The 26,135-nt window shown below is 55.3% G+C and carries 22 protein-coding genes and 1 tRNA gene; 13 read left to right on the forward strand and 10 right to left on the reverse strand.

The window, feature by feature from the left end; genetic code table 11:
• Window positions 1-160: 160 nt before the first annotated feature.
• Window positions 161-2,035 (reverse strand): heavy metal translocating P-type ATPase, encoded by a 1,875-nt coding sequence (locus tag Poly59_RS25340; protein WP_146536943.1) that lies wholly within the window; start codon window positions 2,033-2,035, stop codon window positions 161-163.
• Window positions 2,036-2,131: 96 nt separating this feature from the next.
• Here Poly59_RS25340 and Poly59_RS25345 point away from each other — a divergent pair, with 96 nt between their 5' ends.
• Window positions 2,132-3,508 carry an NAD(+)/NADH kinase gene (locus tag Poly59_RS25345; RefSeq protein WP_146536944.1) on the forward strand — a complete coding sequence of 459 codons (1,377 nt, stop codon included), beginning with the start codon at window positions 2,132-2,134 and terminating at the stop codon, window positions 3,506-3,508.
• Between the two features lie 43 nt (window positions 3,509-3,551).
• Here Poly59_RS25345 and Poly59_RS25350 read toward each other — a convergent pair whose 3' ends face one another.
• Both Poly59_RS25350 and lepA read right to left on the reverse strand, forming a co-directional pair.
• The gene (locus Poly59_RS25350; protein WP_146536945.1) at window positions 3,552-4,433 is read right to left on the reverse strand and encodes a rhomboid family intramembrane serine protease; all 882 of its coding nucleotides are present in this window, start codon (window positions 4,431-4,433) and stop codon (window positions 3,552-3,554) included.
• A 12-nt stretch (window positions 4,434-4,445) separates the two neighbouring features.
• Window positions 4,446-6,242 (reverse strand): translation elongation factor 4, encoded by a 1,797-nt coding sequence (gene lepA / locus Poly59_RS25355; RefSeq protein WP_146536946.1) that lies wholly within the window; start codon window positions 6,240-6,242, stop codon window positions 4,446-4,448.
• A gap of 268 nt (window positions 6,243-6,510) precedes the next feature.
• Between lepA and Poly59_RS25360 the strand changes: the two genes are divergently transcribed.
• The gene (locus Poly59_RS25360; protein ID WP_186776516.1) at window positions 6,511-7,857 is read left to right on the forward strand and encodes a Gfo/Idh/MocA family oxidoreductase; all 1,347 of its coding nucleotides are present in this window, start codon (window positions 6,511-6,513) and stop codon (window positions 7,855-7,857) included.
• Between the two features lie 214 nt (window positions 7,858-8,071).
• The gene (locus Poly59_RS25365; RefSeq protein WP_146536947.1) at window positions 8,072-8,767 is read left to right on the forward strand and encodes a GNAT family N-acetyltransferase; all 696 of its coding nucleotides are present in this window, start codon (window positions 8,072-8,074) and stop codon (window positions 8,765-8,767) included.
• Between the two features lie 53 nt (window positions 8,768-8,820).
• On the opposite strand, the gene Poly59_RS25370 is transcribed toward Poly59_RS25365, so the two are convergent.
• The 4 genes from Poly59_RS25370 to Poly59_RS25385 form a co-directional block, all read right to left on the reverse strand.
• Window positions 8,821-9,027, reverse strand: coding sequence for a hypothetical protein (locus Poly59_RS25370; protein WP_146536948.1), 207 nt, complete (start codon window positions 9,025-9,027; stop codon window positions 8,821-8,823).
• 123 nt (window positions 9,028-9,150) lie between these two features.
• Window positions 9,151-9,522, reverse strand: coding sequence for an ArsR/SmtB family transcription factor (locus Poly59_RS25375; protein WP_146536949.1), 372 nt, complete (start codon window positions 9,520-9,522; stop codon window positions 9,151-9,153).
• 172 nt (window positions 9,523-9,694) lie between these two features.
• Window positions 9,695-10,270, reverse strand: coding sequence for an NfeD family protein (locus tag Poly59_RS25380; protein ID WP_146536950.1), 576 nt, complete (start codon window positions 10,268-10,270; stop codon window positions 9,695-9,697).
• Window positions 10,270-12,471: an NfeD family protein gene (locus Poly59_RS25385; RefSeq protein WP_186776517.1), complete on the reverse strand. Its 2,202-nt coding sequence runs from the start codon at window positions 12,469-12,471 to the stop codon at window positions 10,270-10,272. The genes Poly59_RS25380 and Poly59_RS25385 overlap by 1 nt, the downstream gene beginning before the upstream one ends.
• 342 nt (window positions 12,472-12,813) lie before the next feature.
• On the opposite strand from Poly59_RS25385, the gene Poly59_RS25390 reads away from it, so the two are divergent.
• The 3 genes from Poly59_RS25390 (at window position 12,814) to Poly59_RS25400 (ending at window position 14,948) form a co-directional block, all read left to right on the forward strand.
• On the forward strand, window positions 12,814-13,287 hold the full coding sequence (locus Poly59_RS25390; RefSeq protein WP_146536952.1) for a hypothetical protein: 474 nt from the start codon (window positions 12,814-12,816) through the stop codon (window positions 13,285-13,287).
• Between the two features lie 94 nt (window positions 13,288-13,381).
• On the forward strand, window positions 13,382-13,822 hold the full coding sequence (locus Poly59_RS25395) for a response regulator (RefSeq protein ID WP_246151941.1): 441 nt from the start codon (window positions 13,382-13,384) through the stop codon (window positions 13,820-13,822).
• A gap of 121 nt (window positions 13,823-13,943) precedes the next feature.
• Entirely contained in the window at window positions 13,944-14,948 is a 1,005-nt protein-coding gene (locus Poly59_RS25400; protein ID WP_146536954.1) for a hypothetical protein, read from the forward strand.
• Between the two features lie 19 nt (window positions 14,949-14,967).
• Here Poly59_RS25400 and Poly59_RS25405 read toward each other — a convergent pair whose 3' ends face one another.
• A complete protein-coding gene (locus Poly59_RS25405) occupies window positions 14,968-16,824 on the reverse strand; it encodes a serine/threonine protein kinase (RefSeq protein WP_146536955.1) in 1,857 nt (618 codons plus the stop codon).
• A gap of 202 nt (window positions 16,825-17,026) precedes the next feature.
• Here Poly59_RS25405 and lnt point away from each other — a divergent pair, with 202 nt between their 5' ends.
• The gene (gene lnt, locus Poly59_RS25410; RefSeq protein ID WP_146536956.1) at window positions 17,027-18,697 is read left to right on the forward strand and encodes an apolipoprotein N-acyltransferase; all 1,671 of its coding nucleotides are present in this window, start codon (window positions 17,027-17,029) and stop codon (window positions 18,695-18,697) included.
• A 25-nt stretch (window positions 18,698-18,722) separates the two neighbouring features.
• Here the strand turns inward: lnt and Poly59_RS25415 are convergent, their stop codons facing one another.
• Window positions 18,723-20,603, reverse strand: coding sequence for a prenyltransferase/squalene oxidase repeat-containing protein (locus Poly59_RS25415; RefSeq protein WP_246151942.1), 1,881 nt, complete (start codon window positions 20,601-20,603; stop codon window positions 18,723-18,725).
• A 354-nt stretch (window positions 20,604-20,957) separates the two neighbouring features.
• Between Poly59_RS25415 and Poly59_RS25420 the strand changes: the two genes are divergently transcribed.
• Together Poly59_RS25420 and Poly59_RS25425 are read left to right on the forward strand one after the other, a co-directional pair.
• Window positions 20,958-21,031, forward strand: a tRNA-Met gene (locus tag Poly59_RS25420).
• A gap of 376 nt (window positions 21,032-21,407) precedes the next feature.
• Complete coding sequence (locus Poly59_RS25425) at window positions 21,408-22,013, forward strand: nitroreductase family protein (protein WP_146536957.1); 606 nt, start codon at window positions 21,408-21,410, stop codon at window positions 22,011-22,013.
• Between the two features lie 92 nt (window positions 22,014-22,105).
• Here Poly59_RS25425 and Poly59_RS25430 read toward each other — a convergent pair whose 3' ends face one another.
• Window positions 22,106-22,978: a calcium-binding protein gene (locus Poly59_RS25430; protein ID WP_186776518.1), complete on the reverse strand. Its 873-nt coding sequence runs from the start codon at window positions 22,976-22,978 to the stop codon at window positions 22,106-22,108.
• Between the two features lie 497 nt (window positions 22,979-23,475).
• Between Poly59_RS25430 and Poly59_RS29770 the strand changes: the two genes are divergently transcribed.
• The 4 genes from Poly59_RS29770 to Poly59_RS25445 are packed head-to-tail and all read left to right on the forward strand — an operon-like array spanning window position 23,476 to window position 26,070.
• Window positions 23,476-23,634 (forward strand): hypothetical protein, encoded by a 159-nt coding sequence (locus Poly59_RS29770; protein ID WP_186776519.1) that lies wholly within the window; start codon window positions 23,476-23,478, stop codon window positions 23,632-23,634.
• Window positions 23,634-24,110 carry a DUF2924 domain-containing protein gene (locus Poly59_RS25435; RefSeq protein ID WP_146536959.1) on the forward strand — a complete coding sequence of 159 codons (477 nt, stop codon included), beginning with the start codon at window positions 23,634-23,636 and terminating at the stop codon, window positions 24,108-24,110. The genes Poly59_RS29770 and Poly59_RS25435 overlap by 1 nt, the downstream gene beginning before the upstream one ends.
• Window positions 24,107-25,672, forward strand: coding sequence for a recombinase family protein (locus Poly59_RS25440; RefSeq protein ID WP_146536960.1), 1,566 nt, complete (start codon window positions 24,107-24,109; stop codon window positions 25,670-25,672). Before Poly59_RS25435 ends, Poly59_RS25440 begins: the two co-directional genes overlap by 4 nt.
• The gene (locus Poly59_RS25445; protein ID WP_146536961.1) at window positions 25,669-26,070 is read left to right on the forward strand and encodes a hypothetical protein; all 402 of its coding nucleotides are present in this window, start codon (window positions 25,669-25,671) and stop codon (window positions 26,068-26,070) included. Before Poly59_RS25440 ends, Poly59_RS25445 begins: the two co-directional genes overlap by 4 nt.
• Window positions 26,071-26,135: the final 65 nt, after the last annotated feature.

The following is a 26,135-nucleotide window of genomic DNA, read 5'->3' on the forward strand; positions in this document are numbered from 1 at the left end:
CGAGCGTCGGCGGATCAAAACATCAAGAAGGGCGTTTTCCCTCGCCTTGCAGCCCCCCCAAGGGAACGGCAGAGTCTTGGGGTTGTCCATCAACGCCACCTCTCTCAAGTTTTTGGCTTTTTGGCTCGGATTTGCGAGATGGGGATTCGGCAGAAAACACCTAGAAGTCGGTGAGTGATTTCGGTCGGATCGCGACTCGCAGGGCGTTGACGACGGCGACAACGTCGATGAATTCTTGCGTGATTGCACCGGCGACCGGCGGTAGGTATCCGGCGGCGGCGAAGAACATTGCGATGATGCTGATCGCCATTCCGCCGACCGCGCTTTGCAGAGCGATTCGGCGCATTCGTCGGCTGATGTGCAACAACTCGTCGACCTTTGCCAATGACGAATCCAAAATCACTGCGTCAGCCGCTTCGGTGGTCACGTCGCTGTTTTGGCCGAACGCGATGCCAACCGTCGCCGCCATCAATGCCGGTGCGTCGTTGATCCCGTCACCGACGAAAATCGTGTCAGCCCGCTTGGTTTCTTGGCGTACGATTTCCAGTTTCTGTTCAGGCGACTGATCGGCCAAGATATCAGTGACTCCGACTTTGTCGGCCAAATAGCGGACTTCGCTTTCGCGATCACCTGACAACAGCATCACTCGATTGATGTTGTGCTGCGGACCGAGGTGGCCAATGAACGACGCACCGTCGCTTCGGGGTTGGTCTCGGAACTGATATGTCGCCGCATAGGCTCCGTCTACCATCACTACGCACTCAAGACCCGCCGTCGTCGGCGGCAGCTCCGGTGCATCGCCTTGGGTCTCGTCCAATAATGTTTTTCGATTTGTGATCCGGACTTCTCTGGCGCCGACGGTCGCAACCAATCCCAAGCCCGGACGTTCGCGTATTTCCGAAGCGACTTTCATCGGCAACTCACTCTTCTTGGCAGCCATCACGATAGCTTCGGCAAGAGGGTGCTTGGAATAGCGTTCAACGCTGGCAACAAGCGACAACAAATCGTTCTGGTCGTGCTGGGACGCCACGAACTGGCCCGTCAATTCAGGTTTACCGTACGTCAACGTTCCCGTTTTGTCGAAAATGACTGTTCGGCATCCGTCCATCCGTTCCAGGATCGCAGGATCACGTATCACGATCGCTCGCTTTGCCGCCAGCGAGATTGATCCGATGATCGCGACTGGAATCGCGATCAACAATGGACAAGGTGTCGCGACGACCAGAACAGCCAGGAAGCGAACGGGGTCTCCGCTGGCGAACCAAGCGCCGGCGGCAACAATCAGGGCGACCGGCGTATAGAAAGCGCCAAGTTGATCGCCGAGACGCCGGATGCGGGGGCGAGTCTGTGACGACACTTCCATCACCTTCATGATTTGAGCATAACGTGAATCGATCGCTAGTTTCTCGGCGCGAATGGTAATGGCCGATTCTCCATTGATCGCGCCGGAAAGAACCGCCGTTCCAGGCGTCTTGCTCATCAAGTACGGTTCGCCAGTCAGGTAGGACTCGTCCATCACCGTGTGTCCTTCGACGACCTCGCCGTCGATCGGACAGACCTCGTGAGGAAACAAAACGATTTCGTCGCCGATCGTGATCTGATCCAGCGGGATGTCTTCGATCTCGGAGTCGACTTTGCGATGCGCCCTCGATGGCATCCGTTTGGAAAGTGCATCTAGGACCGAGGATGCGCTCTGGACAGCGTAAGCTTCGAGTGCTTCACCGCCGGAAAGCATCAGTACAACGAGAGTGCCGGCCAGGTACTCGCCAAGCACCGCTGCGGTCACGATCGACATTCCGGCGAGCAGATCGGATCCGAATTCGCCTCGGAATAGGTTGCCGAGCAGCCCCCACACTAATGGGACGCCGCCCAATAGAATCGCTACGTAGAGCGGCCAGTTCTGGACATCGCCCCCAGAATCGTACCCAAATCGCAGCACCAAATGCATCACAATCGATACGATCGCTAGCGCCGCGATCGCAATTTGAATCCTGCCTTCGGTCAACAACTTCGGTGGGTCGGCGTTTTTATTCATCACAGGATTCATCCGGTCGGCAAATTGCATCGGCTTGTTGCGCGTGTTCGGCTATGATGCCGGTTGGAAATTGACCTTCTTCGAAACAAATCGAGAATGGCTGTGGAGCTTGCACTGTGCGTCGGAAACTTTAATCCGCCAGGGATTCATCATATCGAGATCGCGCGGGCGCTCGTTCGCACCTTCAATCGAGTCGTCATTGTGCCCGCTGGGCCGCGTGCTGAGAAGCGAGAGCAAAATGCGATCGCCAGCAGTTTTCGGGCTGCTCTGGTTGACTTGGCCTTTCGCGGCATCGAAGGCGTCGAGCTGGATTTTTCTGATCTCGAAAATCAGACGTCGACGCCGAATGACCAGCTCGAGAAACGCTACCCGGGTTACGACGTTTGGCACGTTGTGCCCGAAGAGTTTGTTAAAGGCGGTAACGAGGGAAAATCGCTGATCCACAAGTACTGGTGCGATGCTCAAAACCTTTGGCAAACGGCGAACTTTGTCATCATCCACACTTGTCAGACGAAACCAGACCCGAAGGACCTGCCACCGCATCATCGATTGTTGGAAGTCAATACCGAAGGCAGTTCGCATCAGATTCGTTCGGCGCTGGTGCAAGGTCAAAACGTGACCGACATGATCGATCCGGCGGTACTGAACTTCATCGAGAGTCGCGGGCTGTATCGACTCAGTTCACCTGCTCATTCGCGTACCGTGTCCTTGCACGGAAAACGCGGCCATGCGTTCTTTGATCCTCGCAACAAGGCAGCCGCAAAATGGGCCGACGGTTTCGCTGGTGTCGCGATCGAAGAGGCAGACTATGTCGTGGTTCTCGGCGGCGACGGCACGATGCTGCAAGCGATTGAGAAGTTCTGGGAGCGTAGAATTCCGTTTTTTGGCGTCAACTTCGGTCACCTCGGCTTCCTGCTTAACGATCGCGAAGACGTCTCGAATTCGTTGTTTCCGTCGGAAGACGTTATTGTGCGTGACTTGCCAATGCTTCGAGTCGACTCAAAGTTGGCGGATGGCAGTCACGAAGTCGACTTGGCGTTCAACGACGCGTGGCTGGAACGGTCGACTGGTCAAACGGCTTGGATCGAAGTCGTGGTTGACGACCAGGTCCGTTTTCCAAAACTCGTTTGCGACGGAGTGCTGACTTGCACCGCAGCAGGATCGACGGCGTATGCGTCGTCGATGGGGGCCACGCCGATGTTGGCCGACACCGAGGCCTGGATGTTGGTGGGATCAAACGTGATGACGCCACGCAACTGGAAGTCCGCACCAATCTCGATGAACTCGTCGATCACGGTTCGCAACTTGGATCCGATCAAACGTCCGGTGCGTGGGTTCATCGGCGGAACGCCGTTGGGTGATGTCTTGGAAATGAAAATCCGCCCGTCTCGGACCGCATTTGTTGAGTTGGCATTCTTGCCTGAACACGACATGTCGCGGAAAATTGCCGACGTTTTGTTTCCGAGCCACTAAGCATCGCGCAAGCAAGTCGTTTTCTGTGCAACGACAAACTTGCCTACGCATGAGAAACGGCGGCTAGCCAGGCTATTCCGATGATCAACACGGCCGAGACGCCGGCGATCCATTGGACTTGCCAGTTCGCCAACCACCGCTCCGGTGCGCGACACGCGACCGCTCCCAACAACAGCCCGGCAAAGAAGCCAGCGGCGTGGGCGCCCACGTCGGTTCGCTCGCCCTCAACGCCCAACATTGCGAACATCAAGACACCGCCAACGAGTGGTGCAAATCGCTTCATGCGAGATCCGGAGGTCCGAGTCAGTGGTGCGAGAGCATGTGCCACCATGATCCCGAGCGCACCAAAGACTGCCGTCGACGATCCGATCGAAACATGGCCCGCATCGCGAGCCCAAGCATTGATCAGATTCCCCAGCGACCCAGCCAACAAAATCACTAGCCATCCGACACCGCCACCAAGCACACGTCCCACCAGCCAGCCAAAGACACCGCCGAAAATCAAGTTCGACAACCAGTGTTGCAAGTCGACGTGCAACGTCAGTGCCGTCACGACTCGCCATCCGTCACCGCCCATCACATCGCCGGCACGCATTGGCCCAACGCGATCCATGATCTGGTCGTAGGGCGGCGTCCAGCCTACGAAGGTGATCGCATTGATGATCACGGCGAACGCAAAAACACCCAGCACACCACCGCTGTACAATCGCGTGCGTTGGTTTGGCCGAGCGACGACCGCAGCATTATCACGCTGGTAGGCCTCGATTTCGTAGACCGCCGACGCCTGGTTTGCGTCATCAACTGACAAGAACCATGTGCCGTTGCGTTGCACGACATCGGATGCGATTCCGGCCGCCTCCATCACCAGTCGCAATTCGCGACACTGACGATGAGAATCGGTTTGATGCACAACGATGCGCGGCACGGCGGATCCTTCCTAGTCTTTGTCGGCACGAAGCACCGACACGAACGCTTTTTGAGGAATGTTGACGCTGCCGAACTGCTTCATCTTTGCCTTGCCCTTCTTCTGCTTTTCAAGCAGCTTCTTCTTCCGCGTTACATCGCCACCGTAAAGTTTCGCCGTCACGTCTTTGCGGAACGGAGCAATCGTGGCTCGAGCAATGATCGTGCCACCGATGGCGCCTTGGATCGGAATCTTGAATTGGTGACGAGGAATTGCTTCGGCAAGCTTTTCGCAGTAGTGAAGTGCTCGCGTCCGAGATTTTTCCCGGTGGACTAAGTAAGACAATGCGTCGATTGGTTCTTTGTTCACCAACATGTCGACCTTCACCACGTCCGTCGTCCGGTACTCGATCGGCGTGTAGTCGAACGAGCCGTAGCCACGCGTGATCATTTTCAGTTTGCCATAGAAGTCGAACAAGACTTCGCCAAGCGGCATCTCGCTGGTCACCTCAACTCGCCCGGCCGACAAGTAATTCATCGTTTGACTTTCGCTACGGTGTTCGCGGCATAACTCCATCACGGGGCCGACGAACTCTTCGGGCGTCAAAATTGAGGCCTTGATGTACGGCTCGGACGCCGAGTCGATGTTCGAAGGGTCCGGCCAGTAGCTTGGGTTGTCGACGTCAACCGTCGTGCCGTCCTTCAACTTCAACGTGTACTTTACCGACGGAGCCGAGATGACCAGTCCGAGATCGAACTCGCGTTGCAATCGTTCTTGGATGACGTCCAGGTGCAGAAGTCCGAGGAATCCACATCGGAAACCGAAACCCAGTGCTGCCGAGCTGTCTTTTTCGTACGTCAATGCAGCGTCGTTGATCGAAAGCTTTTCGAGCGCCTTGATCAGATCCGGATACTCGTCGGTGCTCATCGGATAGACCGACGAGAACACCACTTGTTTGGCCGGTTGGTAGCCGGGAATCGGCTTGTCGGCTTGGCGGTCCAACAGTGTGATCGTGTCGCCGATCTCAATGTCCTGAACGCTCTTGACACCCGCGACGATGTAACCGACTTCGCCGGCCGCCAATTGTTTTTGGGGAATCAGTTTGAACTGGTTATGACCAACTTCGTCGACTTTGAAATCGCGATCCGCATGCATAAAGTGGATCACGTCCCGCGGCTTCAGTGTGCCTTCCATCACACGGCACTGCAGAATCACGCCGCGGTACTTGTCAAAGTGCGCGTCGAATACAAGTGCTTTCAGCGGAGCGGCAGGGTCGCCTTTGGGAGGCGGCAAATGTTTGACGATGCCTTCCAACACATCTTCGATTCCAACGCCCGTCTTCGCCGAAACCGGAATCGCCAAGAACGGATCGAGCCCCAATTCTTCGTCGATCGCCATCCGAACGCGGTCGACGTCCGCGGCTGGCAAGTCAATCTTGTTGATCACCGGCAATAGCTCAAGATCGTATTCCAATGCCAGGTACAAGTTGGCGACGGTTTGAGCTTCCACGCTTTGCGATGCGTCAACGACGATCAGGGCTCCCTCGCATGCCATCAGCGATCGACGGACTTCGTGCGAAAAGTCCACGTGGCCCGGGGTGTCGATCAGGTTCAACTGATACTCTTCACCGTCGGAAGCCGTGTAGGCCAGCGTCACCGTGTTGCTCTTGATCGTGATCCCTCGCTCGCGTTCGATGTCCATCGAATCAAGCATCTGATCATGAAACTCTCGCTGCGTGATGCCGTTGCAGGCCTGGATCAGCCGGTCGGCCAGAGTCGATTTGCCATGATCGATGTGGGCGATGATGCAGAAGTTCCGAATATGTTTCATTCGATCGTTGCGGCTGAATTGGAGGACGCGTGGGAGCGGTTAGATGAAGCCGTAATGGTAATGAAAGAGTCGAAATCCCAACAGGCAACGCGTTTCTCTGCGTAAACGGGCGTCCCTGCGGCGGCTAGACGTGCCGCAAATGGCAGCCGATTCGGCATTGGGACTGCCCCTGGCCATATTCAAGTCGGATAAACTGGTGGGGTTGTAACTGTCGTGCAATCTCCTTCGTCTACGTCTTACGTTTCCAATGACCCGCTACAAGGTTCCCATGAACAATCGCCGCGACTTCCTGAAGTCTTCCGCCGCCGTGGCGGCTCCGTTACTGGTTTCTGCACGTTGTTTTTCGGCGGATGCACCGAGCAATCGGATCAACGTCGCTTTCATTGGTACTGGCAACCAGGGAATGGGCATGCTGAAACGGTTTTTGGCCGCAGACCTTGGCAACGTCCTGGCCGTGTGCGACGTCAACGAAGGTAGTTATGGCTACAAAGAACCGGAACATTTCTACGGACGTAACCCAGCCAAAGAAATGGTTGAAACCGACAATTTGCGACGCTCGAAAAGCGGCACGGCAAACAAGTGCGATGTCTATTCGGACTTTCGGCAGGTGCTGCAACGAGAAGACATTGATGCGGTTGTCGTTGTCGTGCCCGACCATTGGCACCGTACGATCACGGTGATGGCACTTGAAGCCGGCAAAGATGTTTACTGCGAAAAGCCGCTGACGTTCTCGGTTGCCGATGGGCGGCAAATGATCGAGGCGACACGAAACAACAATCGGATTCTACAGACCGGCAGCCAGGAACGATCCAATCCCGTTAGCCAGTTCATTTGCGAAGCCGCGAAGGCGGGACGAATCGGCAAACTTACCCGGATCGTCACCAAGGTCGGCTACAACAATAAGGTCGGTCCAGGCCCCGGTTGGGACGCGATGCCCGTGCCGAAAACGCTTGACTATCCAACTTGGCTTGGCCCAGCACCGGTGGCACCGTATCACGACGACCGCTGTTTGTATCGGTTCCGATTTAACTATGACTACTCAGGCGGCCAGATCACGAACTTCGGCGCACACTGCAACGACATGGCACACTGGGGCATGGGCATTGATACCGGTGGCCCCGTCGAAGTGGAATGTTTAGACGCGAAGTTCTTGCCCGAGGGAAGCCTGTTCAACACGGCTACGGAAACCCGGTTTCGCTGCAAATACGTGAGCGGTGTCGAGCTGATATGCGAAAGTGGTCCAGAATCCGTTCAAACTCGATTTGAAGGCAGCGACGGTTGGCTGCAAACGGGATACAAAGGCACGACGGCGTCAAACCCGGAACTGCTGGTCGGCCTGCCAAACAAACCAACCGGCACCCAAGATCCGCACTCTGCGCACTTGGCGAACTTCATTGAATGCGTAAAGACGCGAAAAGAACCGCGTGCGCCGGTCGAAGTTGGTCATTCATCGGCCGTGCTGTGTCACATCGCCAATGCCATGATTCGGTTGTTTCCCGAAACCGGGCCCGGACGTGTTGCAAAGTGGGATGCCGCAAACGAAACGTTCGTGGGCGACGAGCGCGCCAACGAAATGTTGGTGCGACAGCAACGTGATCCGTTCAGCGGTGGCTAGTGTTCGGCGGAAGCTCAATTCACAGAAACACGGCGTAGCGAAAGTCTCGACGAGTGTCGCTGCACGAGCGTAACTTTGCGGGGGACATTCAAGACGTCTTGGCGTTTGCGGTGATCGCGGGGTAACTTGAGCGTTCGAGAACGCCGATCGACGGTCGCTCCCACCCACTTTGAAAAACACCGCAATTCTGCCTGCTTGCTCCTTGTCTGCTTCCATGACTTTGTTTCTAAAGAAAATCAAGCAACAGGGGATCTTTCATCTGATCGAGACTCGGTTCAACCAATGGGTGCCCGCTTGGGTGTTTCGTTTTTCGGTTGGCGACGTTTTAGAGATGGACCTCGCAAAGTTGGCCGCTCAATGGAACCAAAATAAGTCAGACGACTTTATTGCATCGGTCGTGCAATCACCTGACGATCGTGATCGGTTGCGAAAATTCACTTGGAATTCAGTACCAGTCGAAACGACGCATGATGACCTCGGCTATGCCATCACGTCGGCCGCAACTCCAAAGACCACAATTGGCGGCGTTTGGGTGGGGACGCATGATTTCTTGGAATCGAATCTTGGATTCCAAATCAAACTGACAGAATGCCAAGCGTGGCTTTACTGTGCGTATGTGGATCCAGCGACACGCGGCTTGGGAATCTACCAACGAGTGCTGTCGTTTGCGGCCGATGACGTTCAGTCGAAAGGCTTCGAGCGACTGCTGGTCGTAATCCAGCCTTGGAACCGCTCGTCGATGCGTGTCCACCAAAAGTTTACTCGCCAACGAGTCGGCCGAATCATGGTGATCCGAGTGATGCGGTGGTCGTTTGTTTTTTGCAATGGATCAGTAACGAAAGACAAAACAATCGTTAAGCACGTGGCGGATCTGCAGACTCAATCGGCATCGCATTTGCGAATCGTGTAAAGGCGCTGGATCAAACACCATTGTCGGCGACACGGCGTTATCGCAGGAATGAGTTACGAGGTCACGAATGTGACAGACTCGATTCCTGGTAAGAGTCGCAGGGCGACAAGGATCAATTGCTTGTCATTACGTTCGATCTTGCTACAGCAAATCGTGGCGACACCGTCTTGAATCTCAGTCACCCGCGCGTCAGAGATCTTGAGTCGGTCAATCGAACGCTCAGCTTTTTCGATCAATTCTTGGTCGGTTAAAGTATGCAACGAACTGGTCTCGAGAAGAAAAGAATAGTTACCGAAGACTCGGAGCCATCACCATGACACACTCCCAGTCCAATTGACTCTGCCATCCATGACAAACTCGAATCCGACAATCTGCAAATCGGACTACTTGTCTGAACTCACCAGAAACCGACCTTCGATGCAAGCCATCAACTTTTCGAGATGAGGTTCTGCAATTTGATAGTAGACACGGCGTCCTTCCCGCTCGCTAATCAAAAATCCGCACCGCTGTAGCAACCGCAAGTGTTCCGACCCCACGTTGTCAGCGATTTCGCAATCCGCAGCCAGTTCGCCAACCGTATACCGGCCGTGTAAAAGCAATTGAACGATCCGAAGACGGACAGGATGCGCTAGCGTTTTCAAACACTCCGCCGCCGCCGCAAAGTCCTGAACATTGCCCCGAGGCTTGGAGTTCTCGCTTGAATTTGCCGACTCACCGGAACTGCGTTTCGTACTAGGTTCTTTTTTCTCAGGCATTGAATCTCCATAAGTTCTAACTCAATATATCGCAACCTTGGGAGATGTCAAGGAATTGGAAAGAGATCAATGCGTCAGAGCCGATAAATTTGACGTTTAGCCCCATTCCAAATCAATCACGGACCCGCGTTAATTCACACAAATCGGTTGCGATATTTAGTGTGGCAACGTGTCAATCAAAATCCAACGCGTCGAGCGACTGTTCGAGAGATAGTGGGGACTTGGGAGTTGGATCCTGTGCGGCCAAATCATCCTCCGTTGCCAATCGCACCTGCACTCGACCAGCCAGAACTCGTACCACAACAACGGGTGAACCTGCGTCGATCGGCATTCCAGTGCTCGACGCGTCGATTTTGTCGCTACCGATCACGACCCGACCGCTTGGCAGCAGCGGGCTCTTCGCGACGCCGATCCGCCCAACCAAATCATCCAGTTTGGTTCCGCCGGTGGTTGTTCGCTGCGGTGCCATGGGCGCCGCTTGTCCCGGGCGTCGGTTCAGGATTCGTCGTCCGATCGGCGTATGCGGCCAGACTTTGACCAGGCCGGTGACCAACAACGGCGTCGACACCAATACGATCGCCGACATCACGGCTCCTGCCATAACGCTGTGCGAAAACGCGATGACGAGCATCGAGATCAATGCCACCGCGGCGCCGAATCCCAGCAGTCCGCCGGTGGGCAAAAGAAACTCGCCGATCAGAAAAAGATAGAACGCAAACAGCAGTGCGATAGCGAAGAAGAGGGACATCAGTTCTCGATCGCTTCGACAACGACTTTGGTGGCCTGCACCAAGATGACTCGGACCGGCTCGCCCGCCGATACGGATGTGCCGTCGCTGACCACTGCAAGGATTTCGTTTCCAAATCTCGCTTTGCCAGAGGGGCGAAGGGGCGTCGTCGCAACACCGGACTGACCCATCAGGTGCCCAAAGTCCCCGAGCTTCTCGGCTTCGTCAATCGCTTCGGCATCGGGTGCTTCCATGATCAAGCCTTGGAACATCGGCACGTGAGGCAACAGAATGCGCATCGCAATGAATCCACCGACCATTCCCGCTGCACCACCAAGCGCCAACCAGATTCCCTTGGACAATAGATTCAACTGATAAACGTTGTGCGGGATCACGAACGTTTGGCTCATCAACACCACGCCCAAAACCGTCAACATCAATCCGCCGACGCCAAAGATCCCAAACCCTGGCACGACGAACAGTTCGATGCCGATACAAATCAATCCGACGGAGAGCGCGACCAGTTCTAGCCACTCGGCCGTTCCAGCCAAAAACTTCATCCAGAAGAACAGCGAAAAAGATACGATCGCCAGGAAAGCAGGCACGCCGAGTCCGGGCGCGTTCGCCTCTGCCGAAATCGCGGCAAACCCAATAAACAGCAGCAGAAACGACAGCGTCGAATTGCGACCGAGACGTTCAACCAAACGCACCAGCCCGCGGTCGGCAACGACGGGCGGAGTGGCCGGCAGACCGATTTGCCGCGACGCAGCCTCCAACGACGGACTTTCGCCATCGGCAAGCCCCAATAAAACGGCTTCGCTTGCCGACAAACCTTCGGACAGATCGATTCGTTCGCCGCGTTCCCACTTTGCCCGCTCGGCGTCTGGGTTTTCGACATCGCCGGCCAAGTCTTCTTCGGTCGAGTACCGAATGCGGCCCGTTTTCTGATGCGTGTAACGATAAACAGCTAACTCGGTGTCCAGCAGGCCGCGAATCAGTGCCGACGAACGCTTCGTTTGCTTGGCGATCTGATCGATCAGTTCTTCGTAGCGAACAACGTCTTCGGGAGCGATCGATTGGGCGCCGGGGCCACCCAACCGAGCATCCGGTTTCATCAGCAACGGTTTGCATGCCAACGCGATGATCGCCGAGTCGCCGCGGGCTTCGCCACGTACCAATCCCGCCACCGTTTGCAGAGGAGGCTGTGGTGAAGCAAACCAACCCGCGATGGTAAAGCTGTCGTCCAGGTTGCCGCCGATCGAATCGATGCTGATCATCCACGTGTTGATGTCGCTTGACCCGGATAGAGTCGAGTCGAGATTGCTTTGCCAACGTCTGGCTCGACCGCTGGCGATCGAGCCAGTGATTTCAAGCAACACACCTTTCGCTTCGCCTATCGCCGCGTTTTCGTTTTCACGTTTCAATTCGGCCAAGTCCAACAACTCGGCAGCTTGGTCAACGGATTCGACCAGCCCAGCAGCGATCCGAGTCGAACGAAGTTGTTTGGCATCAAGACGCAGCGGAACGCCAGACGCGCTGATGACTTCTTCGCCCAACAAGCCACCGTCCGCACGCAATTGATCCAGCGTTGCACCGGCGGCAAACGACTGCTCGCCACCCACTTTCGAAACCAACGCCAACTCGAGCTCCGGATCCACCAGCGCCGACACCACCGCAGCCGGAAACAATCCGCGTCGCTTGGCAATCGACTGATAGATCAGCGGGATGGTGTCGACTTCCCCCTGCTCGCCCTGCGCCGCATTCGCAATCTCGGCGTTGGGCCCCACGATCAACAAATCCGATGCCAAGATCGGCAAAGTCGAGTGCCCGTCGACGGTTCCTTCGACCAACGAAACCATCCGAACTTGCCGCAACTCGTTGCCACTCATCGCGCGAGCCAGACGAAGCGCACTTTCGAACTCCGTTTCGTCACCGCCAACCGAATCGGGCGGATAACGCAGTACCACCGTGACACGCTGGCCAACAGGGGCGGAAGCGTTGATGCGAATCAACGTCGCGACCAGACTCTCGGCGGCGTCGCTGGACATCGGCACTGGCATATCGATCCGTACACCTGTCTTGACCGTCGTTTCCGGTTGAGGCGTCGACGGATCGACGTCTTGCGCCTGCGCAGCGGCCGCGCAAGACAAACCAAAAAGCAGCAATACGACGACCCAGCCGGCGAAACCGCGTTGCAGCCGCGCTCTACGGGGTTCGGTCATGCGATTGGTCCACCCGTGCAATTTCATCCCTCGCGAATTCACTGTGGTGGATGGCTGATTTTCGGTCACAAACATGTCCCTGGCCGTCACCGTCATTGGATGGGGGGTGAATCCCTCGAAGACAAAACGCTGTCTCATCGGAATTGTACGCCCATGCAAATTTTGGTGGCGAAGATGAGCCAAAATTGAGAGGGATTTCTTGTCAGTTTGCCGGAATTGCTTGACTTTTACAATTTCGCCTCGCTACGCTATTGGGTGGCGGTCACCAGACTCAGGCGCTACCGCTCGTATGATGCTAGACGTCTCGATTCCTAGACGGTTCTCACGGAGGCGATTCAAAAAATGGCTGTGATCAGTACGGCGACCGCCAAGACGGTCAATCCCGCTTTTCTGCAAGAGATCAAGGACAGCAACCCAGATCTTTGGACCGTTGCAGAAAACCTCCGCCGGGCCTATCGCGCCGACGGCGAACCCACCGAAGTTCTACGACGTCTAACTCGTCTACTGAACGATCTTCGCGACGCTTTGTCGTTGCAGTTTTCGTTGGAAGAATCTTACGGCTACATCGCGGTTCCCGAACCGCACAATGAAGCGTTTTCGGATTTGGCAATTAAAGTGGCTGCAGAGCACGGGACACTGTATTTGATGATCAGCGATTTGGCTGAACAAGCTGAGGAACTTCAGTATCGAGGTGTCCAGAACGATCATCTGTGCCGATTGATTGAACAGACTCGTCAGTTTGATCGACTCTGGTGCGAACACGAACGGTTGGAAGCCGACATGATTGATCAATCATTCGATTCCATTAATAGGTAATGCGTGGCTTTTGACACGTAGAATTGGCTAGTTCAGACGGAATTACTCTCCATCGAGGTGACGGATTATGCACAGCGAATCAAAAAACCGACCCATGGAAATCCTGTTGGTCGAAGACGGTTGGACCGACGCGCGAGTTACGATCTTTGCACTGCGTCGCAGTCGGGTGCATCACCGATTGACTTTGGTCCGATCGGTTAGCGAAGCGACGGCGTTTCTGCGCCGCGAAGGTATCTTTTCTCGTGCTCCTCAACCCGACCTTTTGTTGTTGGACATGATGCTGCCCGACGGTACTGGGTTAGATGTCCTGGAAGCGGTCAAGCGGTCCAACGTTGCAGACGTGAACACCTGCGGTACCACGACGGTCGTCCTCACTGCATCAAGTGATCCTGAACTTCGAGCCCGTTGCGACGAACTCAACGTGCACGATTACATGAAGAAACCCGTTTGCGAAGAGGACTTCATGCGAGTGGTCCGTGATCACAAGAAGCTGATGATCCACAGCACGCCGATCCTAGAGCCCGTGCTCGTCTAGTTGCGATTCTGTTTAGCAACACTACTGTCTAGCAACGAGAGAAGCGTTCTGGTTGATCTTCCCGTCAATCCGCTGAGATCCGTCGAGACTTGAGCAACACGAGACTTGAACAACACGAGACTTGAACAACATTCAATCATCCTCGGATTCCAGTGACGCAGCGACCACGGCACCAACCGACGATCAGATCGCAGTACGTCAGTACATGGCGTCCGACAGCTTTCGCGATTTCCGTAATCGACCGCGAGATGAGCCTTTCTCACCCTTGTTCAGTGTCGTTGGCGGAATCGGTTCGTTGAGCCTGTTGTTAGCCGTCGCCGCAGTGTTGATGATCGGAACAACCAAACTGGCCGAAGATTGGTTGAACAGTCTCGCTAGCTTTACTTTGGTTATGCTGATGATTCAAACGATCGCGATCCCGACGCTTGCGATCTTTTCATTTGTGACCGCTACATCGTTCTTCTGGTTTCGCTCGGTGTTGTTGCGAGTGATTGTTGCCGCGGTCGCGGTTAGCTTTGGTTTTGCTGTCTTCGCCACGATGTTTCGTTTGATCGAAGGGGCGTCTATCGAAGAGATGCTTCTGCAATCCGGAACATGCCTGTTCGCGCAGTTCGTTGCGACTGCAACGGTGGCGTTGTTCGTACAGTTCTTTACTCCCTACACGCTGTCGCACGCCCAGCCACTGGATTCGGCGCCGATCCCACCAACCGGCCTGCGAAACTTTTTTGAACTAACGGTCTTCTTCGCCGTTGGATTCGCAATTCTCGTCGCTGTTGGTACCGAAGACCTGCATGCTGGTCTAGTTTTCTTCGGTGCTTGGGGAGTCGTTTCGACAATCTCGATCATCACTCTGATGATCAGCACGATGCAGTCAGGTGCCAACAATCGGATCGGCTGGTGGGTTGCGATGTTCTTTGCAATCGGGTGCTCGGCATTGCTCAATGGCTTCTACGCGGTCGGACTATTCGGATGGAGCTTTCAGTTGACCAATGCGGCAATCGTTGTCGCTGTATCGATCTACGGTGCACTCGTGTTCGCAGCATCGTTCGCCGTTTGCATCGCCCTCCTGCAAGAATTTCAGTGGTCCGTGATCAATCGCAACACGGTCACGACCGAACATTCCTAACTAGCGAAAAACAAGCTGCCTACAATTGTTGCAACCGTTTCCGAGCCTCTTCGACCGCGGGCTCCGCCCAGCCGAGATCGCCAAACGTTTCGATGATGCCCGTCAACTTTTTGCGAATCTCATCCTTATTCGAAAGCAATCGAATATCCCGCACTTCTTTCAACAACTCGGCAGTTCGCGAATCTTCGATCCGCTGTGGCGATCGAGTTTTCAACCTGTCCCGTTGATAGCGAGCAAGTTCAAGTAGTTCCGCCAGAACAGGGGCCGATTCAGCCTCTGCGGATCCATCGAACACGTTCAACCACTGCCCGACTCGTTCTGCCGATTCATTTGGCTTAGTCTTCCGGTCCTTTAACGCCGCAATGAACCCCAGCTCGGCTGGCCCTAACTCGACGATGCCGATTTTGTCTTGGGCCGAAAATCTTCTCAACGTAGCGGCGACTCGCAGCTCCATCTGCAGATCGCGAATCTCGTTGGCACGTTCATCGTCCGGGAAACGGCGAAGAAACGAACTTAACTTCGCAACTTCACCCGATTCGATTGCTGCCTGATAACTAGCGTCTGGCCCCAGCGGCTGTAGCATTCGAAACGCTAAATACCCAACTGCCATCAACACCGCGATCATCCCAGCAATTGCGATTCCATGCAGGAGTGGATGACTCCGGTGTTCTGGCGATCCCAGGATAGGCGATTCTAAATCGACCGTCGCAAATCTCGCCCGCCGAACCTCACCGTTTTCCGGTGCATTCGATTGATTCGGAAAATCAAGCGACTCGCCCCCTGACGTTGTGGATTCAACCGTCTGGTCTCGCCGCGAGACTGCGGTCGCCAGACCAGGAGTCGAAATCTCGTCGGCGACTCGGTATCGACGCGACGTTTCAGACGATCGGGGGCTGGTTGCAGTGCTAAGCGGAGTTTCACCGCGCGGTAGGAAACCTTCGCGCGTGTCATCGGAATCTGTTGTTACCGGATCAACCAGATTCGTCTCACCATCGGATCGGTCACCAATGTTAGTGGCCGATGACTTGCCGGTCTGAGTCTCGTGATGACGCGGTTCGGCCAAGATCGCTTTCAATCGATTGATGACCGACAACGCGGTCGGCGGCCGATCTTCTGGCTTCTTTTCTAGCAGTTGATGCACGAGCGCCGTCAATTCTTCAGGCAACGCCGAATTGACCAAGTCCAGGGGTACCGGGCGGTCACGCCGCAACGCATCAATCACGTCGGTCGCATTCTTGCCTTTGAATGGCGCACGGCCAAGCAACATCGCGTACATGACGCTTCCGAGCGCATACAGGTCAGTACGCGGAGTGATCGGACCGCCGACCGCCTGTTCGGGCGCCATGTAGTCAGGCGTGCCAAGCACCGACCCCAATTGCGTCTGTTCTCGGTCATCACCAAAGACTTTTGGGATTCCAAAGTCGACTAACTTAACGGTGTCATCGGCGGTCAAGATTAAGTTGGCCGGCTTCAGGTCACGATGAGTCACGCCGATGTCGTGCGCGTGCTTCAGCGCGGCCGCGATTTGAATCGCAATGCCGACGGTGGACTGCCACGACAGCTTCTTCTGTCGCCGAATCCTAGCCTGCAAAGTCTCGCCGTCGATCAATTCCATCGAATAAAAAAGACGCCCCTCTTCGTCTTCGCCCTCGCCAATGATCCGTACGATGTTGCGGTGTTTCAGCAATTTCAAAGCACGGATTTCGCTATCGAAACGACGCCGAAACCTCGGGTCGTCCGAAACGTGCGCGGCGATTAGTTTGACAGCACACTTCTCGCCCGTTTTGGCATGCTCGCCCGCGTAAACCGCACCCATGCCGCCACGTCCGATCAGGGCACCGATCTTGTAGGGGCCAAGGTATTCGTCGGGTGGCATCGTTCACCTGCAGAAAGAGAAGCAGAAATCCGTTCGCTACATTCTAATCCACCGTTCCCGTGGCCGCGACGCCGCCAGTAGCATCAAACTGTGGTTCCCAAATTCCAAATCCCAACCACCAACGGTCAGTTCCAAGCACCCCGGATCCGCTGGCACAACCGATCTTCGGCTTGCCCTCGCACTCTGGTACCATTCGCCCGCTATGGACGAACCAAAACAAACGCAAACCAATCCGAACCAAGTCGCTCTGATTGCACTCGCATCCGTATCGATGCTGTGGTTAGCAGGTCCACCCCTTGGCATTTGGCCGCTTGCATTCTTTGCGATCATGCCGTGGCTGTACCTAGCGACGTCTCCCACACCACTGACCCGAAATTGCTATTGGTTCATTTGGATTGCGTCGACCGCATATTGGTTGATCGCACTTCAAGGACTGCGTCACGCTCACCCAGTCATGTACGCGTGCTGGATCGCGTTGTCCGCATATTTGGCCGTCTACCACGTCGCCTTCGTTGGCGTGACTCGGCGCGCGATTTCGCGTGGCGTTCCGCTTCTTGTCGCGGCTCCGATCGTTTGGGTCGCAACTGAACTGGTTCGAAACTACTTCCTGACGGGAATTTCCGCCGCGATGCTCGGTCATCTAGTCGTGGACGTCCCGGTGATGATCCAAATTGCGGATTTGTTTGGTTCCTACGGCGTCGGCGTCGTGCTGGTGTGCTCCAATGTCGCGACTTTCGTAACTTGGCAACGATGGCGGGGTTTGGCGAGTTCAAGGTCTGCGTTGGTTGCGAGTTCGTTCGCCTCCGCTCTGCTGATCGCATCGATTGCGTACGGAATGTTTCGTACCTCCGAGCCAATCGGTGAATCGCTAGGCACGTTTGCGCTGCTTCAACGAGACGAAGAAGTCAACTACGTACAAAGTCCCGAACGTCAAGAAGAGATCTTTCAAAACTATGCGAACCAAGCCGTCAAAGCGGTTCGCGAATCCGAAGAACCGATCGCCATGATCGTCTGGCCCGAGTCAATGTTCTCGGGTGCAACACCTTGGATGACTGCTGCACCGGACGCTACCATTCCCGCCGAAGCGTCGATGACGGCCGAAGAATTTCAGGCTGGTGTCGCCGATCACCAGCGGTACTTTACCCAGCGTTGCAGGTACATCCAGCAATTGATGGTCGGTGCGAATTCGAAAGTGCCTCCGCCAGAACTGCTTGCCGGTTGCGGAGTCATCGATTATGCGGATACGCCGCAGATGTTCAGCGGCGTGATTCACGTCGACACAAATGGCGACATCGTCGACTGGTACGGAAAGACTCATCTGGTTCTGGTCGGCGAGAACATACCTCTGGTTTGCGATCTGCCTTGGATCGGCCAAATGGTCCCTCACCTGAACAAAGGCGAAGGCGGCAAACGGATGGAGATTGCCGGGATTGGCGTATCACCCAACATCTGCATTGAAACCGCGGTCGAACGAGTCACGGTCAATCAGATGCGATCTCTCGCTAGCACTGGCGAAATGCCGAATATGATCGCAACGGTGACCAATGACGGGTGGTTTGATGATTCGTCGGTCCTTGAACATCACCTGCGCTGTGCTCAGTTGGTAGCCGTCGGAATCCGCCGCCCGATCGTCTCGGCCGCGAACAATGGCCCCACGGCACACATCGATTCCAATGGAAAGGTTGTCGCGCGACTAGCCAATGGCACCAACGAGACGCTAATCACAAAACCTCGCAAGGATGACCGCAGCAGCGTGTACGTCAGGATTGGCGACCTTCCCGCTTGGTGCTGTGTTCTGATTGTGGCGTTCTTTGTGTTCCGCAAACAGGGATCAGACGTCCCGCTTGCCGACGCAAAAAAAACGTCAAGCTGACGGGCGGCCTGTTCGACCTAGCTGTCTACTCGTGTCCGACCTGATACAGCGGCATATGCCGATAGTAGACTTCCAAGCAATAGATCGACAAACAAGTCGTATAAAGACGCCCATAAGATCCGTATGCGTCACCCTGAGGCGACCAACTGCCGTCTTCGCGACCACTGCGAATTTGCATCTTCGGCAGTTCGACCTTCATGATGTCGTTCCAATTTCGCCAAGCAGAACCGCCGAAGTGGTGCAGAGCCTGCGTCGCGTAATACCAGTAGTAGACGTCCTGGTCATTGGCGTCGAACGGATAGTCCATCGATAACGCTTCGATGCCACGAACCATCGGAACATCGTCTCGATTCCAACCCAAGTACTGGCGGCACAGCAGACCTTCGGCGGTCATCGCTGGCGAAGGACCACCGCGGGGCTGATAGGAATACGCGGCGCCCTCGTAAGACGCCGCAGTGTCTAAATAATCGCTGACGTGCCGCAGCTTCGAATCATCCACTTCGATGCCCGCGCTCTGCGCGCTCTTCAACGCCAGCACGAACCATCCGGTAACCGAAGTGTCTGAATCTTGGTTGGGGGTGTAACGCCAACCGCCTTGGTCGGACTGAGCCTTTTGTGCAAAGTCAACGGCCAACTCGACTCTCGGGCGAAGCCAAGAGTCCTTCGTCATGCCATACAGTTCGCACAACGCGATCGTTGCTTGGGCTTGCGAGTACATCTGTTCGTGACCGCGAGCACTACGTGCCATGAAGCCGGTGCGATCCTGCATCGCGACCAAGTACTTCATCGCCTTTTCCATCTCGTCGGTATAGTCGCCGCTGCGGTGAGTATGCCCGTCACCCAGGAACGCCAGCATCGCCATCGCCGTCGCAGAAGTCTCGTTCTCGCTATGGTTGCCGTCGCGATACGGCCCCATCATGCTCCAGCCGCCTTTCTTTTTTTGGTTGCGCTGCAACCACAGCAAGCCTCGCTTGACGGCATCCTGAGTCTCGGCGGTACCGCCAAACATTGACATCAACGACGCCTTCAACGCACCCGTGCGGCCGCCGAACATCGGTTGCATTGATTCCGAAGCAGCCAATCCCATGTCGAGCGGTACCAGTGTCGGTGCTTCGGACGAATCCTCGACAGCTTCGAAAAGCTCCGGTAACTCGATGTTCATCTCCGACTCAACTTCTGACGGCAATACCGAGTCCGCTTCGACCAACGTGTCTGTCGAAATGTCGAAATCAGTGATTTCTTCGTTCGGATCGCCATCCGCTGAGCCCATCGTCAAAATGAACTTACCGATTCCCGATCCCGCAGGCGTTGTGATCAACGCCAAGGCCAACAGAAATACCAAGTGGATGATCAAGCTGACTAACCAAGGAGGCGCGGAAAACCGAAACCGGTCTTCACCCGGATCAATCATGTCCTCAGGCGGCAACGCAGCCTCACCTGCGACCGGCGGCATCGACGCCGAATTTTTGATTCCGTCCAGCTCACCACGCCATCGAACGCCCTTGGCCCAACCAACGCCGGACGGCGCGCGGCCATCTGCTGCTTGTCGGACCGGCGGAAGAGTTGATCGGGGCGGTGGCGGTGGCGGAACAACCGCCTCACGATTGGTGGACGCAGGACGCTGATTCTTTCCAGCCGCTGGCGGCATCGTTGCCCCAACTTTATCGACTACCTGGCCCGACGTTTCGACCCGCGGCGGCACCGTCGGCGCAGCGACTGTCGGCGGAGGCCCAACTGGCGGCGGGCTGGCAGTTGGTGGACGAGCAGGCTGTTGCCCTGGCGACTTCTCGTCACTTGGTGCCGAACCGGCGGTCGGAGGCGTCGGTACGGACGGTCCCGACCCCATCGAAACTGGGCCGTTGGAATCGTTCAGCCCAGCGTCGTTCGAGTAATCGGCTTGTGACATCGTGGCGAACTGTCAGGATCGAAGAAGAGAAAAGAGACGCCCAGAGAGCCGTATCAGGAAAGCCGCGTCAAAACTAAGGCAAAATTCTAAGGATAAAGCACAGGCACACGACATCAACCAACAAGTTTGTTCTCGAGTTTTAACCTGCTATAGGATAAGGGCCTCCGCCGCCGAAAGCGAACTCCACGGCCAAACAAGCAAAACAAAGTCCAATTAGTCCGGTAATGCAGGTCGCGACACCCACTCCAAACAAAGTCTAAGCAGTGCGTCACCATGCCGTTGACAACCAACCAAGTTTCGCCGATAACACGTGGGTCGAGACGAAACCGCAAGGAATTGTCCGGCGAACTTCACCGCGGGATGGAGCAGCCCGGTAGCTCGCGAGGCTCATAACCTCGAGGTCGTCGGTTCGAATCCGGCTCCCGCAACTTCAATTCGGCATGTTGGTTTAAACCGACCGCCGGGTTATCGAATCAGCCGACGTTGGTCTTCATGACTGGCGTCGGCTTTTTTCGTGCTTTACCGCTTATCTGGCAAGGACTTACGTCATCGCTGGCCGGCCAGAGATCTCTCGGAGTGTCTCTGGAATAGTACTATCGGGCCGCCGGCGAACCGGTCTCTGGGCCGATCTCGGCCAAAGGTCTCTGTTGTCTCTGTACTATTTGACCTCGAGGTTATGAAGTACCGGAGGGCTATCGGAAGAAAGTGGTCAACGTTCCTAAAATCGTCCTAAACGGGAATGCCCGAGGGGAAACCATTTTCCGAGACACCCCAAACCTCCAACTCACTTTTGAGACAACCGATATGCAAGTCAAAGACGCCATCTTCAATCGCCGAGCCATCAAACACTTCGACGCCGACCACAAAATGACGGCGGCCGAGGAAAAAGAGCTACTCGAAACCACCATCCAGGCCCCGACCAGCTTCAACATCCAGCACTGGCGGTTCGTCATTCTCCGCGATCCCGAACTGCGAGCGAAGATCCGCAAGGAACACGGCAACGACCAAGCCCAGATGACCGACGCGTCACTGCTGGTCCTGTTCACCGCCGACATGAAGGCATGGCAGAAAGAGCCGTCGCGTTACTTTGCGAACGCGCCGAAGGAAGTCGCCGAAATGTTGGTTAACTGGATGGGGCCATTCCACGAAGGCCGCGAGTGGCTGCAGCGCGACGAAGCCCAACGCTCGATCGGCTTGGCAATGCAAACGATGATGTTGGCCGCTCAAGGACTGGGCTACCAATCCTGTCCGATGATCGGCTTCGACATCGAAGCCGTCGCCAAACTGATCAACCTGCCCGACGACCACGTCATGGGCCCCATGGTCGCCATCGGCAAAGGCACCAAAGAAGCTTGGCCGAAACCGGGACAACTACCGCTCGACGAAGTAGTCATTGAAAACAGTTTTTAGGGCACGGTTGATCGTTTCGCATCGTCTTGACGTTCGCGGCGGACCATTCGGAAACGTTTCCTTGAAGGCCGCCTTTAGCAACACGAAGGTAATCATTCAACGTTGACAGCGGGGGCTTGGTCGCCAGATTCCCAATCGAAGTCGGCAATGATGTCTTCCTCAAGTGTTTCGGTCCATTTTCGTTTGCGAGTCACTTCCTTATTTCTGATCGTCTTTGTCACTTCCTCAGACATCATGACAACACGCATCGCTACAAAATAGTCCCTGCCATTCCCACCAATGAGCACATCCTCATCGCCATCCATTTCGCCGTCGATGTAATCGTCGCCGTTTTCCCCAAACAAATAGTCTTTTCCGGAACGACCGAAGAGTTGGTCGTCGCCTTGGCCGCCAAAGATATGGTCGTTGTCCGCGCCGCCATCAATGAAGTCATCGAGCGGTCCACCGAACAATAGATCATTACCCGCTTCTCCAAACAGGGTATCGTTTCCAGCGTCTGTCGGATTCAACGAAACGCCCTGATCGTGACCAAGTATTGTGTCATCGCCAGAGCCGCCGCCCAGTCGATCACTACCTGGACCACCAAGAATCATGAAAGGCACAGCAACATTGGGGTGCACGATGACAACATCATCACCCTCGAGTACTCGTACTTCGACTCGGTCAAATTGATCGAGACGTTTACGCACAATATCGCTCTCATCGGCATATTCTAAGGCACCCTCGACAGTCATGGCGATTCCCATCCTGGCGAGCTCTTCAAACTGTGCGATATGAATTGTCAAGTGATTTGGGTATGACGGATCAATCGAAAACATCACAAGATCATGAGTCCAGTCAGTGTCGACATAGAGAACTTCATTTCGGATCTCGACATCGTTTTGAATCTGCTGGGCGGACAGTACCGATTGCCAAATCAATCCAAACAATAGTCCCCAGCAACCGAAAAAGAACTTTTTAGTCATGGCTTTATCCCCACGTTGACAAGGTAATTGCAAAATCGAAATGTTTGGCATACCAACGTAAGCGGGAACATAATCGGTTCGTTACAGGCCTTTGCCCTAGCTCTTGAAGGTTTCTTTTCTGGCCGAGCTCGCAAGTGAACCGAACCGTCGATCCAATCGAACGAAATTTGCAAAACGGTTGGCAGTTGCGGTTTTTGGTTAACCCTGCTGAGTTCTCTCCTACATAACCCTGAGGGCGGTTGCCGGTTTGTTCGGTTCGCTTGGGATTGGTTTTTGGAGGAAGGGTTATATGGCGTTGAAGTATGTCCAGCCTGCCGTGCAGGTGCGGAGAGTGGCGAAATTGCTGGAATTGGTGACGATTCGGGTGAAAAACGGCGAAGTGCCAGAGACTTTGGAAAGTTCTCGCGAGATTGAGGAAACGGGACTTGAGATCTTTCCGCCGTCAGTGATCACTGTGTCTCGCGGTGACTGTTTTGCAACGGGCAAGACGGTCCGCGATGAACCCTCACACAGAAACGGTGATCCCATTGAGCGAACAACAACGCGAAGAGATCGCGACCATTTTGGCGCGGGCGATTCGGCGAACGCTGTACAAGGCGGCTACGAAAAGCAGCAACGACACACCTCAACTTCCGACGCATGCCGGAGGTAGCTGATGAGTCCTAGTGCAGCATTTGAAATCGCCGAGCTGGCCGACCTAACGATTGACCAACTGGTGGCGAAGTTCGAGGTCGTTCATCAAGAGAAATGTCGTTCCCGAAATCGCAACTTCATCGTCCGCCGCATCGCTTGGCGGATTCAAGCGAACGAAGAAGGCGGACTGAGCGAACGAGCATTGCTTCGAGCCGGACCAATCGCCGACGAATCGGTGATCCGAGTGACGCCGCCGAAACCGAAAGTCGGCGGCGACGTAGTGCGAACAAAGATGCCACCGAATTGGGATCCTCGGATTCCTCCGCCAGGGAGTTTCGTTGAGCGGCGATACAAGGGCAAGATTCGGCGTGTGCTGATTCTGACCGACGGCTTTGAATACGAGGACGAGCGTTTTGACTCTCTGTCGGCGGTCGCCAAATCCATCACAGGAAACCACTTGAGCGGCTTCCGATTTTTCAAGTTGGGAGAACACGCATGAGCAAGAAACAAGAAACGCAACAAGTGAAGACGATCCGATGTGCGATTTACACTCGCAAGTCGACTGAAGAGGGCTTGCAGCAAGAGTTCAATTCGCTGGACGCACAGCGTGAAGCGGGCGAAGCGTTCATCGCCAGTCAGAAAGCCGAGGGCTGGCGCTGCCTGCCGGAGATGTATGACGACGGAGGTTTCTCGGGCGGCAACCTCGAGCGGCCGGCGATGAAGCGACTGATGGAAGATATCGAGGCCGGCAAAGTCGACTGTGTGGTGGTTTACAAGGTCGACCGACTGAGTCGCTCGCTGATGGACTTTTCGCGGGTGATGGAAACGTTCGACAAATTTGGTGTTTCGTTTGTGTCCGTGACCCAGCAGTTCAATACGACGCACTCGATGGGCCGGCTGACGCTGAATATTCTACTGTCGTTCGCCCAATTCGAGCGTGAAATCATTGGCGAGCGGATTCGCGACAAGATCGCTGCGATGCGAGCCAAGGGGAAATGGTCTGGCGGGATGCCGGTGCTCGGATTCGACGTTGACCGCAGTGGGACGAGTCCGAAGCTGGTCGTGAATGCAACCGAAGCGAAACAGGTTCGTAAAATCTTTGAGATGTACTTGGAGTATCGTTCGCTGTTGCCGGTGGTGAAACGCCTCCAAGAATTCGGCTGGCCGAACAAGATTTGGCGAACTCGTACTGGGCGGACACGTGGTGGTCGAGTGTTCGACAAGCCGGCGGTTCACTCACTACTTACCAGTCCGCTCTATGTGGGCAAGATCGCCTACAAGGAGCATATCTACGAGGGTGAGCACGACGCAATCATCGACCAAGATACGTTCGACGCGGTCGGCAAGATGCTGAAGGCGCACCAAAAGGGAAGAGCACAGCGGCTGGTCAACAAGTACTCGGCACTGTTGAAGGGCATCCTTGTTTGTCCATACTGCGACTGCCGGATGGTTCATCGAACGACAAAGAGGAAGTCGAGCGTGTATCGGTATTACGCTTGCCAAACGACGGTGAAGAGTGGTGCCGATGCTTGTGAGATGGGTTCAGTGTCAGCTGCGATGATCGAAGCTGCGGTCGTTGATGAACTCCGAGTCATTGTTGATGACCAAGGCTTGCGCGACGCCGTGTACCAAGGGTCGAAGGGATTGCTTGATAAGGAGCAGGCTGAAGTTGAAACGCTCCTGGCTCAGTTAAAAGCTCAAATCAACCGGGACACCAAGGAGGTTCAACGAATACTGAAGCACGAAGTGTTCGAGAACCTGAACGATATCCGAGTCGAAGACCTGAAAGCACGGATTGCAACGGCGGAAGCCGACGTTGTTGTCGCGACGGAAAAATTGAAACAGGTCGCCGCCCGTCAACTCTCGCGGCTCGACATCGACATTGCGATGTCGGACTTTAAAGTGGTTTGGACTTCGCTGACGGCGAAAGAACGGGTTCACCTTGTCGAGCTGCTCATCGCGAGAGTTGTCTACGATCCTGACGCCGGTTCAATGGCGATCTCGTACCACCCGACGGCGATCACCGCGCTCGTCGAAGAGTGCGAGGAGGCGGTCGCATGATTACGGTTCGCAAGACGATCGCGGTGACGACATCGCGTCGTCACAAAATCGTCGACGAGAAGGAAGCTGTTCCGGGCACGCTGCCGCGAATCACGCGGCTGATGGCGTTGGCGATTCGGTTTGACGAGTTGCTCCGGTCCGGTCGGGCGACGGGACTGCAGCACATTGCGGAGATCGGTCATGTGTCGCAGCCTCGGGTTTCGCAGATCCTCAGCCTGACATTGCTTGCTCCCGATATTCAGGAAGAGCTGCTGTTCCTGCCTCGGATGAAGAAGGGCAAGCCGCAAATCTCGGAAAAACTTCTGCGACCGCTGACGATGGAAATGGACTGGGAAAAGCAACGTGTTTTGTGGGCTGAATTGCGGTCTGGCCCACCGTCAAAACCGGACCAGTCGTAACGGCTGCGAAGAATTTTCTGGTGACGATGGACCAGACGTGTCACAGGACATGTGTCTGATAAACA

Source organism: Rubripirellula reticaptiva, assembly GCF_007860175.1.
GTDB lineage: Bacteria > Planctomycetota > Planctomycetia > Pirellulales > Pirellulaceae > Rubripirellula > Rubripirellula reticaptiva.

What these genes read in the sequence shown, in the direction of transcription:
- Poly59_RS25340 (WP_146536943.1), bottom strand. Translation starts at nt 2,035, where the DNA reads ATGAATAAAAACGCCGACCCACCGAAGTTGTTGACCGAAGGCAGGATT.
- Poly59_RS25345 (WP_146536944.1), top strand. Translation starts at nt 2,132, where the DNA reads ATGGCTGTGGAGCTTGCACTGTGCGTCGGAAACTTTAATCCGCCAGGG.
- lepA (WP_146536946.1), bottom strand. Translation starts at nt 6,242, where the DNA reads ATGAAACATATTCGGAACTTCTGCATCATCGCCCACATCGATCATGGC.
- Poly59_RS25360 (WP_186776516.1), top strand. Translation starts at nt 6,511, where the DNA reads ATGAACAATCGCCGCGACTTCCTGAAGTCTTCCGCCGCCGTGGCGGCT.
- Poly59_RS25365 (WP_146536947.1), top strand. Translation starts at nt 8,072, where the DNA reads ATGACTTTGTTTCTAAAGAAAATCAAGCAACAGGGGATCTTTCATCTG.
- Poly59_RS25375 (WP_146536949.1), bottom strand. Translation starts at nt 9,522, where the DNA reads ATGCCTGAGAAAAAAGAACCTAGTACGAAACGCAGTTCCGGTGAGTCG.
- Poly59_RS25380 (WP_146536950.1), bottom strand. Translation starts at nt 10,270, where the DNA reads ATGTCCCTCTTCTTCGCTATCGCACTGCTGTTTGCGTTCTATCTTTTT.
- Poly59_RS25385 (WP_186776517.1), bottom strand. Translation starts at nt 12,471, where the DNA reads ATGACCGAACCCCGTAGAGCGCGGCTGCAACGCGGTTTCGCCGGCTGG.
- Poly59_RS25390 (WP_146536952.1), top strand. Translation starts at nt 12,814, where the DNA reads ATGGCTGTGATCAGTACGGCGACCGCCAAGACGGTCAATCCCGCTTTT.
- Poly59_RS25395 (WP_246151941.1), top strand. Translation starts at nt 13,382, where the DNA reads ATGGAAATCCTGTTGGTCGAAGACGGTTGGACCGACGCGCGAGTTACG.
- Poly59_RS25405 (WP_146536955.1), bottom strand. Translation starts at nt 16,824, where the DNA reads ATGCCACCCGACGAATACCTTGGCCCCTACAAGATCGGTGCCCTGATC.
- lnt (WP_146536956.1), top strand. Translation starts at nt 17,027, where the DNA reads ATGGACGAACCAAAACAAACGCAAACCAATCCGAACCAAGTCGCTCTG.
- Poly59_RS25415 (WP_246151942.1), bottom strand. Translation starts at nt 20,603, where the DNA reads ATGTCACAAGCCGATTACTCGAACGACGCTGGGCTGAACGATTCCAAC.
- Poly59_RS25425 (WP_146536957.1), top strand. Translation starts at nt 21,408, where the DNA reads ATGCAAGTCAAAGACGCCATCTTCAATCGCCGAGCCATCAAACACTTC.
- Poly59_RS25430 (WP_186776518.1), bottom strand. Translation starts at nt 22,978, where the DNA reads ATGACTAAAAAGTTCTTTTTCGGTTGCTGGGGACTATTGTTTGGATTG.
- Poly59_RS29770 (WP_186776519.1), top strand. Translation starts at nt 23,476, where the DNA reads ATGAACCCTCACACAGAAACGGTGATCCCATTGAGCGAACAACAACGC.
- Poly59_RS25435 (WP_146536959.1), top strand. Translation starts at nt 23,634, where the DNA reads ATGAGTCCTAGTGCAGCATTTGAAATCGCCGAGCTGGCCGACCTAACG.
- Poly59_RS25440 (WP_146536960.1), top strand. Translation starts at nt 24,107, where the DNA reads ATGAGCAAGAAACAAGAAACGCAACAAGTGAAGACGATCCGATGTGCG.
- Poly59_RS25445 (WP_146536961.1), top strand. Translation starts at nt 25,669, where the DNA reads ATGATTACGGTTCGCAAGACGATCGCGGTGACGACATCGCGTCGTCAC.